Source organism: Variovorax sp. Varisp46, from assembly GCF_059491885.1.
This window is the reverse complement of record NZ_CP168515.1, coordinates 4,299,691-4,315,598: the sequence shown is the minus strand read 5'-3', so window position 1 is coordinate 4,315,598 and position 15,908 is coordinate 4,299,691. Positions and strand designations below refer to the sequence as shown.

Annotated in this window: 11 protein-coding genes; 5 read left to right on the top strand and 6 right to left on the bottom strand. The window is 68.6% G+C overall.

From position 1 onward, the window contains the following. Window positions 1-119: 119 nt before the first annotated feature. The 5 genes from ACEN9N_RS20445 (at window position 120) to ACEN9N_RS20425 (ending at window position 6,653) form a co-directional block, all read left to right on the top strand. The gene (locus ACEN9N_RS20445; RefSeq protein WP_413334400.1) at window positions 120-647 is read left to right on the top strand and encodes a formate dehydrogenase subunit gamma; all 528 of its coding nucleotides are present in this window, start codon (window positions 120-122) and stop codon (window positions 645-647) included. Continuing rightward, window positions 644-2,203, top strand: coding sequence for a formate dehydrogenase beta subunit (locus ACEN9N_RS20440; RefSeq protein WP_495654405.1), 1,560 nt, complete (start codon window positions 644-646; stop codon window positions 2,201-2,203). The genes ACEN9N_RS20445 and ACEN9N_RS20440 overlap by 4 nt, the downstream gene beginning before the upstream one ends. Window positions 2,204-2,562: 359 nt before the next feature. Continuing rightward, window positions 2,563-5,439, top strand: a complete 2,877-nt coding sequence (gene fdhF, locus ACEN9N_RS20435) for a formate dehydrogenase subunit alpha (protein ID WP_007835018.1) — start codon at window positions 2,563-2,565, stop codon at window positions 5,437-5,439. A gap of 10 nt (window positions 5,440-5,449) precedes the next feature. Next, window positions 5,450-6,310: a formate dehydrogenase accessory sulfurtransferase FdhD gene (gene fdhD, locus ACEN9N_RS20430; protein ID WP_495654404.1), complete on the top strand. Its 861-nt coding sequence runs from the start codon at window positions 5,450-5,452 to the stop codon at window positions 6,308-6,310. 34 nt (window positions 6,311-6,344) lie between these two features. Beyond that, a complete protein-coding gene (locus ACEN9N_RS20425) occupies window positions 6,345-6,653 on the top strand; it encodes a formate dehydrogenase subunit delta (RefSeq protein ID WP_007835015.1) in 309 nt (102 codons plus the stop codon). Between the two features lie 9 nt (window positions 6,654-6,662). Here the strand turns inward: ACEN9N_RS20425 and ACEN9N_RS20420 are convergent, their stop codons facing one another. The 6 genes from ACEN9N_RS20420 to ACEN9N_RS20395 form a co-directional block, all read right to left on the bottom strand. Beyond that, complete coding sequence (locus ACEN9N_RS20420; protein ID WP_413334405.1) at window positions 6,663-6,962, bottom strand: hypothetical protein; 300 nt, start codon at window positions 6,960-6,962, stop codon at window positions 6,663-6,665. A gap of 98 nt (window positions 6,963-7,060) precedes the next feature. Continuing rightward, a complete protein-coding gene (locus tag ACEN9N_RS20415) occupies window positions 7,061-11,029 on the bottom strand; it encodes a translocation/assembly module TamB domain-containing protein (RefSeq protein ID WP_495656408.1) in 3,969 nt (1,322 codons plus the stop codon). A 94-nt stretch (window positions 11,030-11,123) separates the two neighbouring features. Then, window positions 11,124-13,052, bottom strand: a complete 1,929-nt coding sequence (locus tag ACEN9N_RS20410) for an autotransporter assembly complex protein TamA (RefSeq protein ID WP_495654403.1) — start codon at window positions 13,050-13,052, stop codon at window positions 11,124-11,126. A 62-nt stretch (window positions 13,053-13,114) separates the two neighbouring features. Continuing rightward, complete coding sequence (locus ACEN9N_RS20405; protein ID WP_007835011.1) at window positions 13,115-14,302, bottom strand: vWA domain-containing protein; 1,188 nt, start codon at window positions 14,300-14,302, stop codon at window positions 13,115-13,117. Between the two features lie 17 nt (window positions 14,303-14,319). After that, on the bottom strand, window positions 14,320-14,907 hold the full coding sequence (locus ACEN9N_RS20400) for a GNAT family N-acetyltransferase (protein ID WP_007835010.1): 588 nt from the start codon (window positions 14,905-14,907) through the stop codon (window positions 14,320-14,322). 16 nt (window positions 14,908-14,923) lie between these two features. After that, window positions 14,924-15,778 carry an AAA family ATPase gene (locus ACEN9N_RS20395; RefSeq protein WP_007835007.1) on the bottom strand — a complete coding sequence of 285 codons (855 nt, stop codon included), beginning with the start codon at window positions 15,776-15,778 and terminating at the stop codon, window positions 14,924-14,926. Window positions 15,779-15,908: the final 130 nt, after the last annotated feature.

Sequence of the window (15,908 nt, the reverse complement as noted above, 5' to 3'; positions counted from 1 at the left end):
GCGCGGGATTCACGTCGGATTTCATGACGGCGGCCCGTGACGAAACCACGATGAAAACAGCTCCGCCGGCAGCAAGACAACGGCGGCGCAGGCGGCAACGGACCAGACCGGACGGGATCATGAAACTACAACAGGTGCAGCAGGGACACGAGGTACCGCATCCGGCCTCAGCTCCCATCGACAAGGACAAGGAACTCGCCGCCGTGCAGCGCAGCCTGCTGCAGCATGCGGACGAACCCGGCGCGCTGCTGCCGATCCTGCACGACGTGCAGGACGCGCTGGGCTACATCCCCGCGCACACCGTGCCGGCGATTGCCGACGCACTGAACCTCTCGCGTGCGGAGGTCCATGGCGTCGTCACCTACTACCACCACTTCCGTGCCGAGCCCGCTGGCCGCCACGTGATCCAGATCTGCCGCGCCGAGGCCTGCCAGTCGATGGGTGCCGATGCGCTGCTCGCCCACGCGGAGTTGCGTCTCGGATGCAGCGCGCACGGCACCTCGAAGGACGGCGCGTTCACGCTGGAGCCCGCGTTCTGCCTCGGCCTGTGCGCCTCGTCGCCCGCGATGACGTTCGACGACCAGCCGCATGCACGCATGACACCCAGGGCATTCGACGCGCTGATCGCGCAGGACAACAACCCATGAGCACCATCACCGTCTACGTCCCGCGCGACTCGGCTGCGCTCGCAGCCGGCGCCGACCGCGTGGCCCAGCGCATCGCGAAGGAAGCCACGGCGCGCGGCATCATGCTCGAGCTCGTGCGCAACGGTTCGCGCGGCATGTTCTGGCTCGAACCGCTGGTCGAGGTGAACACACCGACCGGCCGCATCGCCTATGGGCCCGTGACGCACGACGACGTGGCCGGCCTGTTCGACGCCGGCTTTCTCACGGGCGGCAAGCACCCGCTCGCGCTCGGCCCGACCGAAGACATTCCCTATCTCAAGAAGCAGGAGCGCCTGACCTTCGCGCGCATGGGCATCACCGACCCGGTGTCGCTGACCGACTACCAGGCCTACGAAGGCTTCGCCGGCCTGCGCCGTGCGCTGGCGCTCGCGCCCGAGGAGATCGTGCAGCAGGTGCTCGACTCGGGCCTGCGCGGGCGCGGCGGTGCAGCCTTTCCGGCCGGCATCAAGTGGAAGACGGTGCTGGGCACGGCCGCCGCGCAGAAGTACATCGTCTGCAATGCGGACGAAGGCGACTCGGGCACGTACTCCGACCGCATGACGATGGAGGGCGACCCCTTCATGCTGATCGAGGGCATGACCATCGCGGGCCTTGCCACGGGCGCGACGCAGGGCTACATCTACGTGCGCTCCGAGTACCCGCACGCGATCGCGGCCATGAACGAGGCCATCCGCGTCGCCGAGGCGGCGGGCTTCCTCGGTGACAACATCCTGCGTTCGGGCAAGCGCTTCTCGCTCGCGGTGCGCAAGGGCGCGGGCTCGTATGTGTGCGGCGAGGAAACGGCGCTGCTCGAAAGCCTCGAAGGCAAGCGCGGCATCGTGCGCGCCAAGCCACCGCTGCCGGCCATCGAGGGGCTGTTCGGCCAGCCCACGCTGATCAACAACGTGATCACGCTGGCCAGCGTGCCGCTGATCCTGGCGCGCGGCGCAGCTTTCTACCGCGACTACGGCGTGGGCCGTTCGCGCGGCACGCTGCCGATGCAGCTGGCCGGCAACATCAAGTACGGCGGCCTGGTCGAGAAGGCCTTCGGCGTCACGCTGCGCGAGTTGCTGTACGACTACGGTGGCGGCTCGGCGTCGGGACGGCCGATCAAGGCGGTGCAGGTGGGCGGGCCGCTGGGCGCCTACCTGCCCGAGTCGCAATGGGACCTGCCGCTCGACTACGAGGCCTATGCGGCCGTCGGCGGCACGGTGGGCCACGGCGGCATCGTGGTGCACGACGACACGGCCGACCTGTCGAAGCTCGCGCGTTATGCCATGGAGTTCTGCGCGCTCGAATCCTGCGGCAAGTGCACGCCGTGCCGCATCGGATCGACGCGCGGTGTCGAGGTGATCGACAAGATCCGCGCGAACCAGAACCGCGCACAGCAGGTGATCCTGCTGCGCGACCTGTGCGACACCATGGTCCACGGATCGCTGTGCGCCATGGGCGGCATGACGCCGTTCCCGGTGCTTTCCGCGCTCGACCACTTTCCGCAGGACTTCGGTCTTGCGGTCCCCGATCGCAAGGCTGCTTGAGATGACGCCTTGCTTTCTGATTCTTCACGGTGAAGGTTATTCGGGGCGCGCTCACGCCGACGGGGTGCCTTGCTCCGCGAATGTCCCCCGGCCTGCGGCCTCCTCCTTTATTTCGCTGCGCAAGGCACCCCGCCAGCGTGATCGATCAGAGCACTTGTTGATCAGCCAGCACAAGCGCCGCGCTCATCGTGCACACGGCGCCGGGTGCTCCCCGCAGCGAAATAAAGGAGGAGCCGAAGGCGGGGGACATTCGCGGAGGGGAGTACCCGGTGGCCTGTGCACGCGCGCCGAACGCAAATGCTCCGAACGCCAGCCCACTGAATAAAAGCCCACCGAGGCACAGAGAGAAAGCAAAAGACATGTTGGACCATCTGAAAGAAACCGACTACGGCACCCCCAAGCGCGAATCCACGCGCGAGGTCACGCTGGAAATCGACGGTACCGAAGTCACCGTGCCCGCCGGCACCTCGCTGATGCGCGCCGCGGTGGATGCCGGCATCAACGTGCCCAAGCTCTGCGCCACCGACAGCCTCGAGCCCTTCGGCTCATGCCGCCTGTGCCTCGTCGAGATCGAGGGCCGCAAGGGTTTTCCGGCCTCGTGCACCACGCCCGCCGAGGCCGGCATGAAGGTGCGCACCCAGACGCCGAAGCTGCAGGATCTGCGCAAGGGCGTGATGGAGCTCTACATCTCCGACCATCCGCTCGATTGCCTCACCTGCTCGGCCAATGGCAACTGCGAACTGCAGGACATGGCGGGCGTCACCGGCCTGCGCAACGTGCGCTACGGCTTCGATGGCGCCAACCACCTGAAGGACCAGAAGGACGAGTCCAACCCGTACTTCAGCTACGACCCCTCGAAGTGCATCGTGTGCAACCGCTGCGTGCGCGCCTGCGAGGAAACGCAGGGCACCTTCGCGCTGACCATCAGCGGCCGCGGCTTCGAGTCGCGCGTGTCGCCGGGCCAGGACGAGGCCTTCATGGATTCGGAATGCGTGAGCTGCGGCGCCTGCGTCGAAGCCTGCCCCACAGCCACGCTGCAGGAAAAATCGGTGATCTGGCTCGGCCAGCCCGAGCACAGCGTGATCACCACCTGCGCCTACTGCGGCGTGGGCTGCGCCTTCAAGGCCGAGATGAAGGGCAACGAGGTCGTGCGCATGGTGCCCTGGAAGGACGGCAAGGCCAACGAAGGCCACTCCTGCGTCAAGGGCCGCTTCGCCTGGGGCTATGCGACGCACCAGGACCGCATGCTCAAGCCGATGATCCGCAAGAACATCAGCGACCCATGGCAGGAGGTGAGCTGGGACACCGCGCTGAACTACGCCGCGGGCGAGTTCAAGCGCCTGCAGGCCAAGTACGGCAAGGACTCGATCGGCGGCATCACCTCCTCGCGCTGCACCAACGAAGAGACTTACCTCGTGCAGAAGCTGGTGCGCGCCGCCTTCGGCAACAACAACGTCGACACCTGCGCGCGCGTGTGCCATTCGCCCACGGGCTACGGCCTGAAGCAGACGCTGGGCGAATCGGCCGGCACGCAGACCTTCGCCTCGGTCGACAAGGCCGACGTCATCATGGTGATCGGCGCGAACCCGACCGACGGGCACCCGGTGTTCGCCTCGCGCATGAAGAAGCGGCTGCGCCAGGGCGCGAAGCTGATCGTGGTCGATCCGCGCCGCATCGACATCGTGAAGTCGCCGCACGTCAAGGCCGCGCACCACCTGCAGCTGCGGCCCGGCACCAACGTGGCGGTGGTCACGGCGCTGGCGCACGTCATCGTCACCGAAGGCCTGATGGCCGACGACTTCGTGGCCGAGCGCTGCGACACGGCCTCGTTCAAGGAGTGGAAGTCGTACGTCGAGCGCCCGGAGCAATCGCCCGAAGCCACCGAACAGGCCACGGGCGTGCCCGCGGCCGAGCTGCGCGCCGCCGCGCGCCTGTTCGCCACGGCCGGTAACGGCGCCATCTACTACGGCCTGGGCGTGACCGAGCACAGCCAGGGTTCGACCACCGTGATGGGCATCGCCAACCTCGCGATGGTCACCGGCAACGTCGGCCGCGAAGGCGTGGGCGTGAACCCGCTGCGCGGCCAGAACAACGTGCAGGGCGCCTGCGACATGGGCTCGTTCCCGCACGAGCTGCCGGGCTATCGGCATGTGTCCGACAGCACCACGCGCGCCTCGTTCGAGGCCGCCTGGGGCGTGCAGATCGACCCCGAGCCGGGCCTGCGCATTCCCAACATGTTCGAGGCCGCGATCGGCGGCAGCTTCAAGGGCCTTTACTGCGAGGGCGAGGACATCGTTCAGTCCGACCCGAATACGCAGCACGTGGCGGCCGCGATGATGGGCATGGAGTGCGTGGTGGTGCAGGACATGTTCCTCAACGAAACCGCCAAGTACGCACACGTGTTCCTGCCGGGCTCCTCGTTCCTGGAGAAGGACGGCACCTTCACCAATGCCGAGCGCCGCATCTCGCGCGTGCGCAAGGTGATGCCGCCGAAGGCCGGCTATGCCGACTGGGAAGTGACCGTGAAGCTTGCGCAGGCCCTCGGCTATCCGATGGACTACAGCAGCCCCGAAGAGATCATGGACGAGATCGCCGCGCTGACGCCGACATTCCACGGCGTGAGCTACCAGCGCCTCGACGAGCTCGGCAGCATCCAGTGGCCCTGCAACGACGCCGCGCCCGAGGGCACGCCCACCATGCACATCGACCGCTTCGTGCGCGGCAAGGGCAAGTTCATCGTCACGCAGTACGTGGCGACCGACGAGAAGGTCACGCGCAAGTTCCCGCTGCTGCTGACCACGGGGCGCATCCTCTCGCAGTACAACGTGGGCGCGCAGACCCGGCGCACCGAGAACAACCAGTGGCACAGCGAGGACCGGCTGGAGATCCATCCGCACGATGCCGAGGAGCGCGGCGTGAAGGACGGCGACTGGGTCGGCATCCAGAGCCGCGCAGGCGAGACGGTGCTGCGCGCCACGGTGTCCGGGCGGATGCAGCCCGGCGTGGTCTACACCACCTTCCACTTCCCCGAATCGGGCGCCAACGTCATCACCACCGACAACTCCGACTGGGCCACCAACTGCCCGGAGTACAAGGTGACGGCCGTGCAGGTGGCGCCGGTGATGCAGCCCTCCGCCTGGCAGCAGGAGTACAGCCGCTTCAACAAGGTCCAGCTGGACCTTGCGACGGCCGGTTCGGCGCAGGCTCCGCGCAACGAGACGATCCCCGCCAAGTAGCGCAATGGCCATGGACATCGCCACCTTGCCGGCCGCGGACGGTGCCGACACCTTCTGCGAGGGCGCGCGCCTGCTGCCCGTGCACGGCGTGCGCGGCGGCGAGGCCTATGCGGTGCAGGACTGGGTGGCCGAGGAAGTGCCGGTGGCGCTGGAGTTCAACGGCATCTCGCATGCGGTGATGCTCGCGACGCCGCTGGACCTCGAGGACTTCGCGCTCGGCTTCTCGCTCAGCGAGGGCATCCTCGACCACGCGCACGAACTCTATGCGGTGGAGACGGGCGAATCGGAGCTCGGCATCACGGTGCGCCTGCAGGTGGCGAGCGTCGCCTTCGCGCGCCTGAAGCAGAGGCGCCGCACGATCGCGGGCCGCACCGGCTGCGGCCTGTGCGGCACCGAGAGCCTGGCGCACGTCTCGCGAGAGCTGCCGGTGCTCGCCGATCCGGCAGGGCCGCTCGAACGGCAGGCCATCGCGCGCGCGATGCTGCAGGTCCAGTCGCTGCAGACGCTGCAGCAGGCCACCGGAGCGGTGCACGCCGCGGCCTGGTGCTCGGCCGATGGCGAGGTGCAGTGGCTGCGCGAGGACGTGGGCCGCCACAACGCACTCGACAAGCTGATCGGCGCGCTCGCGAACAACGATGTCGACGCATCCGGCGGCTTCATCGCCGTGACCAGCCGCGCCAGCTTCGAGATGGTGCAGAAGACGGCGATGGCAGGCGTGCCGCTGCTGGCCGCGGTGTCCGCGCCGACTTCGTTCGCGGTGGCCACGGCCGAGCGCGCGCGGCTCACGCTGGTCGGTTTCGCGCGCAAGGACGACCTGGCGGTCTACAGCCACCCGGGGCGCCTGGCAGCGGCCGGGTACGGCGCGCACTGAAGCAGTCACCCATTCATTTCATCAAAGGCAGTGCATGCACGATCACGATCCGACGGCGCAACTGGTCAAGATGGCCAACCAGATCGGCACCTTCTTCCAGGCGCAATCGCCGAGCGACGCCACCATGGCCACGAACGCGATCGCCGCGCACCTGAAATCGTTCTGGGCGCCGAGCATGCGCGTGCAGCTGATCCGCGCGCTCGAAGCGGGCGCCGCCACGGGACTGCTGCCGATCGTTGCGTCCGCGGTTCGCAGCCACCGCGCGAATCTGCTGCCCGGTGGGGCGCGAGAGGCCGGCGAGGCGAGGGAGCAGTTTCCGCAGGGCGGCGGCGATGCGGGTTGAGCGCGAGGCCTAGACGCCCCAGCTGCGGCCGGCCTCGCGTTCTGCCTGCGACTTGAGCAGCGCCTCGTAGCACAGGCACAGCGGCATGGCGACGAACACCATGCCCGCGACGTAGATCACCAGGCTCATCACGGGGAACTCGTTGCCGCCCCAATGAGGGATCGACGCGGCCAGTGCCGCGAGGGCGACGGCTGCGATCACCGCATGCATCGCGCTGCGCACGAGCGTGATCCTCGCAGACGCCGGCGGGCTGGATGTCTGACGGTCCGCTGCCGGGCTGTGGTCGCCCTTGTCTCCATCGTTGTTCATCGTCGCTCCTCGGTGAAGGCGTCGGCGATTCTTGATCGCGGTTGGGGCCGGGTCAAGATCGAAGTCCCTTGCCCGGCCGCTCGCGGCAGGCTCGGCCCTCAGTCGTACTTCACCGTGTAGATCAGGTCCAGCCCGCTCGTCTGTCCCGCCTGGCCCCGCAGCGTGAGCCGGGTCGTCAGGTCGTAGAAGATGAAGAGCGTGCCGAAGGTCCCGCCGATGCTGCGTTCGTAGGTGAGGTAGAAATCCTTCGACAGCCGCTTGCCCAGCGTCACGGCCGACTCGCGCAGGTCGCCCCCGCTGCCCGGTCCCTTGAAGCCGAGCTCGTCCAGCCCGAAGCGGCTGGCCAGGCTGCCGCCGCTGCTGCTGCTGCCGATCTTGCCGATGAGCGAAAGCGCGGCCTGCTGCAGCAGCGCCGATTCGCCGCCGCTGGTGGCCGAGGCCCGGCCCAGGATCACCCACGACAGCGTCTCGGCGTCGGACAGCGCGGGCTCCGAATAGAGCTTCACGCGCGGCGATTGCGCGGTGCCGGTGATTTGCACGCCCGCGCGCTGCGACAGGTTCGGGCGGATCGCCAGGATGTCCAGCGCCGGATTGTCGAAAGGTCCATTGAAGCGCGCGAGGCCGGTCTCCACGTCGAGCTGCTGGCCGTAGGCGCGGTATTGGCCCTTCACCGTCTTGACCTCGCCCGTGATGCGCGGCGGCGCATTGAGCCTGGTGCTGCGGATCTCCAGGTTGCCTTCGAGCCGCGTGGTGATGCCGCGGCCCTGCACGGCGAAGTCATCGCCCAGGTCGAAGTCGACGGCGATGTCCGGCGGCTTGGCGGTCTGCGGCTTGGCAGCCTGTGCGTTGGCGCTGGCGGATTCGCGCTGCGCCGCCTCGGCGGCCTCGCGGTCCTTGGCGGCGGAGCGTACGACGACGTCGCTGCCCAGGCTGGGCGCGGTCTCGTCGGGCAGGATGATGACGGCGCGGTCGGTCTTGAGCTTGCCGCGCACGCTGAACTGGCCGTTGTCGAGCTGCGCCTGCAGGTTGCCCGAGAGCGTGACCTGCCGGTCGGTGCGCACCAGCACGCGCAGCGCGCGCAGCTGGCCCTGCAGGGCCATGCGGATGCCCGAGGCCGAGCCGCTCGCCGGGCCCCAGCCGAGGTTGCCGCTGGCCGAGAGGGTGCCGCCGTCGGTGCGGGCCTCGCTGGCGGCGGTGCTGCGGTTGCCGCTCTGGCCGCCGATGCGCACGGAGCTGCCGGCGCCGCCCTTGAGCGTGAATTCGGTGATGTCGACGCGCTCGCCCGAGAGCGTGGCGCGCAGGCGGCCGTCGTGCAGGTCCAGTCCTTCGACCGGCGCGCGCAGCGCAAGCTTGTCGGCGCCCAGCGTGCCGTTCCAGCGCGGCACGGCGCGGTTGCCCGACAGCGTGGCGCTGGCGTCGAGCGTGCCCGCGATGCGCCAGCCCGGCGGCGCGAGCATCGACCACACGCCGAGGTTGGGCAGCGCGGCCTTGATGGTGCCGCCCAGCGGTGCGTCGGGGGCCCACTGCCAGCCGCCGGCGCGCTGCTGCACGCGGGTGTCGATGGCGGCGTCGATCTTGCCGGCGCGTTCGCTGTCCCAAGCGAGGACGGCGCGCACGGCGTCGCCTTCGGCATCGAGCCGCAGCTCGGCCTGGCGCAGGCCAGCCGGCGTGCTGGGCGCGTCGCCGCTCGCGGAAGCCGCGTTCATCGTGCGCTCGCTTGCGGTGCCCGTGCCGGTGCTGGTGATGCGCGTGACGAGCGCAGCCTCGCCGGCCTGCACGCGGATGTCGCCGCTCTGGCGCGCGAGGCGGGCCTTGGCGCGCAGCGTGTCGCCGGCGTCGATGTCCCAGTCGCCGTTGAACAACAGGTCGCCGCTGATGCCGTATTCGCCCAGCGTGGCGTTCGCGCCGAACGCGCCGGCCCAGGCCATCGGCAGGCCCTGCAGCTGGCCCTTCGACTGCACGCGGAACACGCGGTTGGGCGCGGCGCCGCTCTGGCTGAAGCGCAGCGGCTGCCAGTCGATGCGCACGGTGCCGGGCACGGGGCCGCGCAGCGTGGCCGCGGCGGCGGAGGCTTCGACGTCGAGGCGGGGTGATGCATTGCCGGTGCTGCTGCGGATGGTCGCGGTCACTTCGCGGCTCAGTTCCAGCACCCAGGGGGCACCGGGGCGGGCGCTGTCCTGCGCCTGCAGCTTCAGGCTGGCGAGTGCCGCGCGCCATTGGCCGGCGCCTGCGATGCCGCCGCTGGCGCGGGTGTCGATGGCGAACTTCTGCGTGCCGGTGGCGGCTTCGCCCTTCAGCGTGAGCGTGGCCTGCGCGAGGCTGCCGGCGAGGTCGGCGTGCAGGTCGCGCAGCTGCACGGTGGTGGTGGCGCCGCCGGGTTGCTCGGAGGGCAGGCTCAGGTCGAGCCGCGGCACGCCGAGCACGGCCTTGATGCTGGGTTCGATGCTGCCGCGCGGCGCAGGCGCGTTGGGGCTCTGCAGCCGGCGCTGGAACGTTCGCCAGCCGCCCTGCCAGCTCGCATCGAGCTTCGCGGAGCCCTTGGCGCCCGCATTCGCGAACACGCCTGAGAGCCCCGGCAGGCTCTGCACCCAGCGCTGCACGGCGTCGGCGTCGTCGATGGCGGCCCTGATCTCGCCGCCCCCCGAATCGGGCGCAATGCGGCCTTCGACCTGCGCGCTGCCGCCGGGCAGCGCGAGGGCCAGCTTGCCGCTCGCGGCCTGCTCGGCCACGCGCACCTGCAAGCGGCCATTGACGCTGGCACGCTGGGCCTCGATGCGCAGCGTGCGCAGGTCGAGCACCTGGTCTTTCCACTGGCCCTGGGCCAGCGCGCGGTCGAGCGCGAAGCCGGGCAGGGCCTTGCTGCCCGCGCCGCCTTCGGCGCGCAGGGCTGCGTCGAAGGTGATGGTGCTTTCCTTCTGCTCGGCCTTGAGCGTGCCGCTCACGGGCGCACCCGAGAGCTCGCTGTACAGCGCGCCCGGCCGCACGCCGCGTACGGTGGCCTGGGCCTGCCAGGGCGAGGGAGCGGGGCTCCATTTGCCGGCCGCGTCGATGCGGCCGCCGCCCGCGCGCACGGTGGCTTCGGGCAGGGACCAGTTGTTGCCGTCGAAGCCGACGCGCGCCTGCACCTGTTCGAGCGGCAGCTTTTTTTTGTCCCACGGGCCGGGCACGGCGTTGCGGATGTCGGCCGAGGCCTTCCACGCGGCGGGGCCGGTGTCGGCGTCGGGCTGCAGTTCGACCATGCCGGTGAGCCGCGTCTCGGGCGCACCGGGCCACAGGCTCGATGTGTCGACGTTGCGCAGGTCGGCCTTCGCGTCGATCACCGGCTGGGGCAGCCAGGGCGCGATCTGTGCCTGCAGTTTGGCTTCCATCGGCGCATCGGCGTTCTCTTCGGCGGGCTTCAGTTCGGCAGCCACCTGCAGCCGCGCGGCCGTGCCGGCGAGCGTGCCTTTCACCGTGGCGGCAGCCAGCACGTCGATGCCGCGGTCTTCGGCCAGCGGCGCCTTCACGCGGCCATCGAGCGCCGCGTCGATGGCCATGGGCGCGGGGCCCTGCAGTTTCACGCGGGCGCCGTAGTGGCCGTCGGCAACGTCCACGCCCTTGATCTCCAGCGCGTGCTCGGCGGCCTTGTTGTAGCTGTAGCTGCCCGACAGGTTGAGCGCCCGCAGCACGGGTGGGCCGGCCCAGCGCACTTCGTCGATGCGAAAGGGCAGTTCGACCTCGACCGGCAGCACGAGCTGCTCGAGCGGCTTGGTGGGCTCCTCGCTCGGCGGGCCGCGCTTTTCGATCAGCACCCGCTTCGCGTGCACCTCGCCGAGGTGCACCTTGCGCTGGAACAGCGGGGCCAGTGTCCAGCCGATGGTGGCGTCATTCACCTCGACGGCGATGCTCTCGCTCTGGTACTTGAGCCAGCCGATGTGGCCGCCGGTGCGCAGCGAACCGGTGACGTCGCGGCTCTCCAGGGTCTGTCCGGCCGGCAGCCGCTGCGCGGCCTGCGCGAGCGCGAAGGCGAGCGACTTGTCGGAGCCGATGTACCACCAGGTGCCGGCAGCAAGCAGCATCACGACCATCACCAGGCCGGCCACGGTCCAGGCCAGGGCACGCGCCGCACGGCGGGAGGCATGGGCGTCGGCGTAGGTTCGGTGTTGGTCTGCATCGGAAGCATCAGAAGGTGAAGCCGAGGCGAAAGTGCAGGCGGAACTTCTTCGAGTCCACGCCGTAGGCCAGGTCGGCCTGCACCGGCCCGACCGGGCTGCGCCAGCGCGCACCCACGCCCACGCCCACCTTGGGCTTGAGCTCGCCGGGCTTGTCGGCCACGGCGCCCGCATCGACGAACACCACGCTCTCCCAGTCGGTGAGCTTGTCGTTGTAGACGAAGGGACGCTGCCACTCCACGCTGGCCACGCCGAGGTAGCGGCCCGCAACGGTCTGGCCGTCGGCGCGCACGGTGCCGATCTGCTTGTAGCTGTAGCCGCGCACGGTGGTGTCGCCACCGGTCAGGAACATCAGCGTCGACGGGATCTGTGCGTTCTCCTTGGCTGACACCGCGCCGGCCTCGACGCGCAGCTGCAGCCGGCTGCGGCGCGCGCGCGTTTCCTTGTCCTCGGCCGCGCCCAGCGGCAGCACGCCGAGCCAGCGTGCGTAGGTGCGCGTGAAGGGCATCTGCTCGCCGGTGAGCGTGTAGCCCGCGGCCACTTCGAGCGCGAGGCCGAAGCCGCGCGAAGGCGCTGCGTTGTCATCGAAGTAGCGCCCCGTCCAGCCCCAGTTGGCCGTCACGGCCGAGGCCGAGGGCGGTGCGTTGGTGCCGCGGTTCTGCGCGTAGTCGTACTGCAGGAAGTAGCTGCGGTCGATGTGGTCGCCCGACTTGCTGCGACCGCCGCGCAGCCGGCCGCTGTCGACCACGTAGCTGCCCGACTGCTCGCTCTTGAGCTCGGCGCCCGAGAACCAGCGCCAGCCGCGGTCGTCGGGAATCGCCTTCCATTCGGTGCCCAGCGACTTGATGTCGCGGTCGACCGACAGCCGCGAGACGGCGCGCCAGCCCAGCAGCGGGATCTGGTTGTGGATGTGGTCGATCGACAGGCGCGGGCCGTTGTCGGTGGTGAAGCCCACGCCGAGTACCACCTTCTGCAGCGGCGCTTCGCGCAGTTGCGCGATGACGGGCGCGGCCAGCGGGTTGCCGCTCTCGGTGTCGAGCGTGAGGAACACCGAGTCGTAATAGCCGCTGCTGGCCAGGCGCTGCTGGGCATCGAGCAGCTTCTGCTGGTCGTAGTCGGTGCCGCTGGGCAGGCGCGCGATGCGGCGCGCGCCGTCGGGGTCGTAGCGCTGGATGCCGTTCAGCACCAGCGGGCCGAACTTGTAGGCCGGACCCGACTGGTAAGTGACGCTCAGGCGGGCCTCGCTGCGGTCGGCGTCCACTTCGGCACGGCTGATCTCGATGCTGCCGGTGGGAAAGCGGCTGGCCGTGAGGCTGCGCAGCGCGGTGGTCTTGGCGCTGTCCCAGGCTTGCTGCGTGAAGGGCTGGCCGGCGCGCAGACCCCAGTTGGTGCGGATCGAGTCGCGCTGCGGCTCGGCGGCCGCGTCGTCGGCGATCGGGCCGCCGTAGCTGATCTGCACGTTGCTCACCTTGGTGGGCTCGCCCGGCGACACGGTGATGACGATCTCGCGCGGGGCCTTGGTGCTCTCGGGCGTCTCGTTGAGTTCGAGCGTCAGCGTGGGCGTGAAGTAGCCGAGGGTGCCGAGCAGTTCGCGGGCGTTGGCCTCGGCGGCCACCATGAGGCGCGAGATCTCGGTCGCGCCGAGGTCGTCGAGCTCGCGGTAGCGCTGGATCTCGAGGTGGAGCCTGAGGTAGTCGCGCACGGCCTCGGGACCGCGCACGTCGACGGTGAAGGCGTCGCGCTTGTCGGCCTTGGCCTTGTCGTCTTTTTCCTTGTCCTCTTGTGTAGTGGCGCTGCCGCTGCGCACGAGGCCGGCCGCAGGCTTGCTTTCGGTGCTTTCCTTTTTCGGCAGCAGGCTGCAGCCTTGCAGAAGCAGGACGCCGGAAAAAAGCAAAGCCGGCCACCACGCCGGCGAGGAAGCTGGAACCACCCTGACCATGGGCGGATTCTGACAGCAAGCTCTGCCGGTTCCCGAGGGCCCCGGCGACAGGCGGTTTCGTCCTACTTCGAGAGCATGCGCATGGCCTCTTCAAGGCCGCGCAGGGTCAGGGGGTACATGCGGTTGGACATCAGCTGCTGCATCACCGCGATGCTCTGGCGGTACTGCCACACGCCCTGCGGCTCGGGGTTGATCCACGCGAACTTCGGGAAGGTGTGCGTGAGGCGCTGGATCCACTCGGCGCCGGCCTCCTCGTTGTTGTATTCGACGCTGCCGCCGGGCTGCAGGATCTCGTAGGGGCTCATGGTCGCGTCGCCGACGAAGATGAGCTTGTAGTCCTTGTTGTACTTGCGCAGGATGTCCCAGGTGGCGAACTTCTCGGAGAAGCGGCGCTTGTTGTTCTTCCACATGAAGTCGTACACGCAGTTGTGGAAGTAGAAGAACTCCAGGTGCTTGAACTCGGTCTTCACGGCCGAGAACAGCTCTTCCACGCGCTGGATGTGCTCGTCCATCGTGCCGCCCACGTCCATCAGCAGCAGCACCTTGACGTTGTTGTGGCGCTCCGGCCGCATCTTGATGTCGAGGAAGCCCGCATTGGCCGCGGTGGAGTGGATGGTGTCGTCGAGGTCCAGTTCTTCGTCGTGGCCCTCGCGCGCGAACTTGCGCAGCCGCCGCAGCGCGACCTTGATGTTGCGCGTGCCGAGTTCCTGCGTGTCGTCGTAGTCCTTGTAGGCGCGCTGGTCCCACACCTTCACGGCGCTCTTGTTCTTGCCCGCGCCGCCGATGCGGATGCCCTGCGGGTTGTAGCCGCCGTGGCCGAAGGGCGAGGTGCCACCGGTGCCGATCCACTTGCTGCCGCCCTCGTGGCGTTCCTTCTGCTCCTCGAAGCGCTTCTTGAGCGTTTCCATGAGCTCGTCCCAGCCCATCTTCTCGATCTTGGCTTTTTCTTCGGCGGTGAATTCGCGCTCGAGCGTTTTCTTGAGCCAGTCGAGCGGCACTTCCTTGGTGAAGTCGGTGAGCATCTCCACGCCCTTGAAATAGGCGGCGAAGGCGCGGTCGAACTTGTCGTAGTGCTTCTCGTCCTTCACGAGCGCGGTGCGCGAGAGGTAGTAGAAGTCGTCGATGCCGTAGGCGCCGTCGGAGTTGGGCCCCACCACGTCGGCCTGCAGGGCTTCGAGCAGCGTGAGGTATTCCTTGACCGACACTGGCAGCTTGGCTGAGCGCAGCGTGTAGAAGAAGTCGATGAGCATGGGGCGCTCCTTGTGTGTCAGCCGCGTGGCTTGTCGAGCAGGTACAGCAGCTGGGCCTTCACCTCGGGCCATTCGCCCGCGCGCAGGCTGTACATGACGGTGTCGCGGATGGTGCCGTCGCGGCGCATCGCATGGCCGCGGATCACGCCGTCTTTTTTCGCGCCGAGCCGCTCGATGGCGCGCTGCGAGGCGAAGTTGAAATTGTCGGTGCGCCAGCCCACCACGTTGCAGCCGAGTGCGTCGAAGGCATGCGTGAGCATCAGCAGCTTGCAGGTGGTGTTGACGTGCGTGCGTTGGCAGCGCGCGGCGTACCACGTGTAGCCGATCTCCACGCGCTTCACGCCCGGCAGGATGTCATGGAAGCTGGTGGTGCCGAGCACGGTGCCGGTGGCCTCGTCGGTCACGGCGAAGGCGAAGCGGTCGGCGGTCTTGAGCGCGGTCTCGATGTAGGCGCGCGTGTCCTGCGGCTCGGGCACGGAGGTGACGCGCAGCTTCCACAGCTCGCCGTCCGCGGCTGCGGCGCGCAGGCCTTCTTCGTGGGCCAGCGACAACGGCACCAGCGCGATGCCGCGGGCCTTCAGCGTGGCAGGTTCGATGAACGCCATGGCGAAGCCTGTGCAGTTATCTGTTGTTGCGCTGCATGAAGACGAGCTTCTCGAAAAGCGTCACGTCCTGCTCGTTCTTGAGCAGTGCGCCCACCAGCGGCGGCACGGCGACCTTGTCGTCCTTGCTCTGCAGCGCTTCGAGTGGAATGTCCTCGGCCACCAGCAGCTTGAGCCAGTCGAGCAGCTCGGAGGTCGAGGGCTTCTTCTTCAGGCCGGGCAGGTTGCGCACGTCGTAGAAGGTCTTCATCGCGGACGTGAGCAGCTCCTGCTTGAGGCCGGGGAAGTGCACGGCGACGATGTGTTTCATCGTCTCGGCATCGGGGAACTTGATGTAGTGGAAGAAGCAGCGGCGCAGGAAGGCGTCGGGCAGTTCCTTCTCGTTGTTCGAGGTGATGAACACCACCGGCCGGTGCTTGGCGCGGATGAGTTCGCGCGTCTCGTAGCAGTAGAACTCCATGCGGTCGATTTCGCGCAGCAGGTCGTTCGGGAATTCGATGTCGGCCTTGTCGATCTCGTCGATCAGCAATGCCACCGGCTGGTCGGCCGTGAAGGCCTGCCAGAGCACGCCCTTGACGATGTAGTTGTTGATGTCGCTCACGCGCTCGCCGCCGTCGAGGTCCTTGAGCTGCGAGTCGCGCAGGCGGCTCACGGCGTCGTATTCATACAGGCCCTGCTGCGCCTTGGTGGTCGACTTGATGTGCCATTGCAGCAGCGGCAGGCCGAGCGACTGGGCCACTTCCTCGGCCAGCATGGTCTTGCCGGTGCCGGGCTCGCCCTTGACGAGCAGCGGACGCTTCAGGGTGATGGCCGCGTTGACCGCGAGCATCAGGTCTTGCGTGGCGACGTAGTTGTCTGAGCCCTGGAATTTCATGAGTGAGATGAGTGAGGCGGAGGCTGGGGTGGAGAAAAGAACACACTCGACACGCGTTGTGCAGCCTCAGGGTTGGCCTGCACAGGGTTCCGGGGGACCCCTGCATATAATCGAATGTTGATTCGAAAAA

Excerpts from the sequence above, each read along its gene's own strand:
- ACEN9N_RS20445 (WP_413334400.1), top strand. The coding sequence starts at position 120 with ATGAAACTACAACAGGTGCAGCAGGGACACGAGGTACCGCATCCGGCC.
- ACEN9N_RS20440 (WP_495654405.1), top strand. The coding sequence starts at position 644 with ATGAGCACCATCACCGTCTACGTCCCGCGCGACTCGGCTGCGCTCGCA.
- ACEN9N_RS20395 (WP_007835007.1), bottom strand. The coding sequence starts at position 15,778 with ATGAAATTCCAGGGCTCAGACAACTACGTCGCCACGCAAGACCTGATG.
- ACEN9N_RS20400 (WP_007835010.1), bottom strand. The coding sequence starts at position 14,907 with ATGGCGTTCATCGAACCTGCCACGCTGAAGGCCCGCGGCATCGCGCTG.
- ACEN9N_RS20420 (WP_413334405.1), bottom strand. The coding sequence starts at position 6,962 with ATGAACAACGATGGAGACAAGGGCGACCACAGCCCGGCAGCGGACCGT.
- ACEN9N_RS20405 (WP_007835011.1), bottom strand. The coding sequence starts at position 14,302 with ATGCTCATCGACTTCTTCTACACGCTGCGCTCAGCCAAGCTGCCAGTG.
- ACEN9N_RS20410 (WP_495654403.1), bottom strand. The coding sequence starts at position 13,052 with ATGGTCAGGGTGGTTCCAGCTTCCTCGCCGGCGTGGTGGCCGGCTTTG.
- fdhD (WP_495654404.1), top strand. The coding sequence starts at position 5,450 with ATGGACATCGCCACCTTGCCGGCCGCGGACGGTGCCGACACCTTCTGC.
- fdhF (WP_007835018.1), top strand. The coding sequence starts at position 2,563 with ATGTTGGACCATCTGAAAGAAACCGACTACGGCACCCCCAAGCGCGAA.
- ACEN9N_RS20415 (WP_495656408.1), bottom strand. The coding sequence starts at position 11,029 with ATGGTCGTGATGCTGCTTGCTGCCGGCACCTGGTGGTACATCGGCTCC.
- ACEN9N_RS20425 (WP_007835015.1), top strand. The coding sequence starts at position 6,345 with ATGCACGATCACGATCCGACGGCGCAACTGGTCAAGATGGCCAACCAG.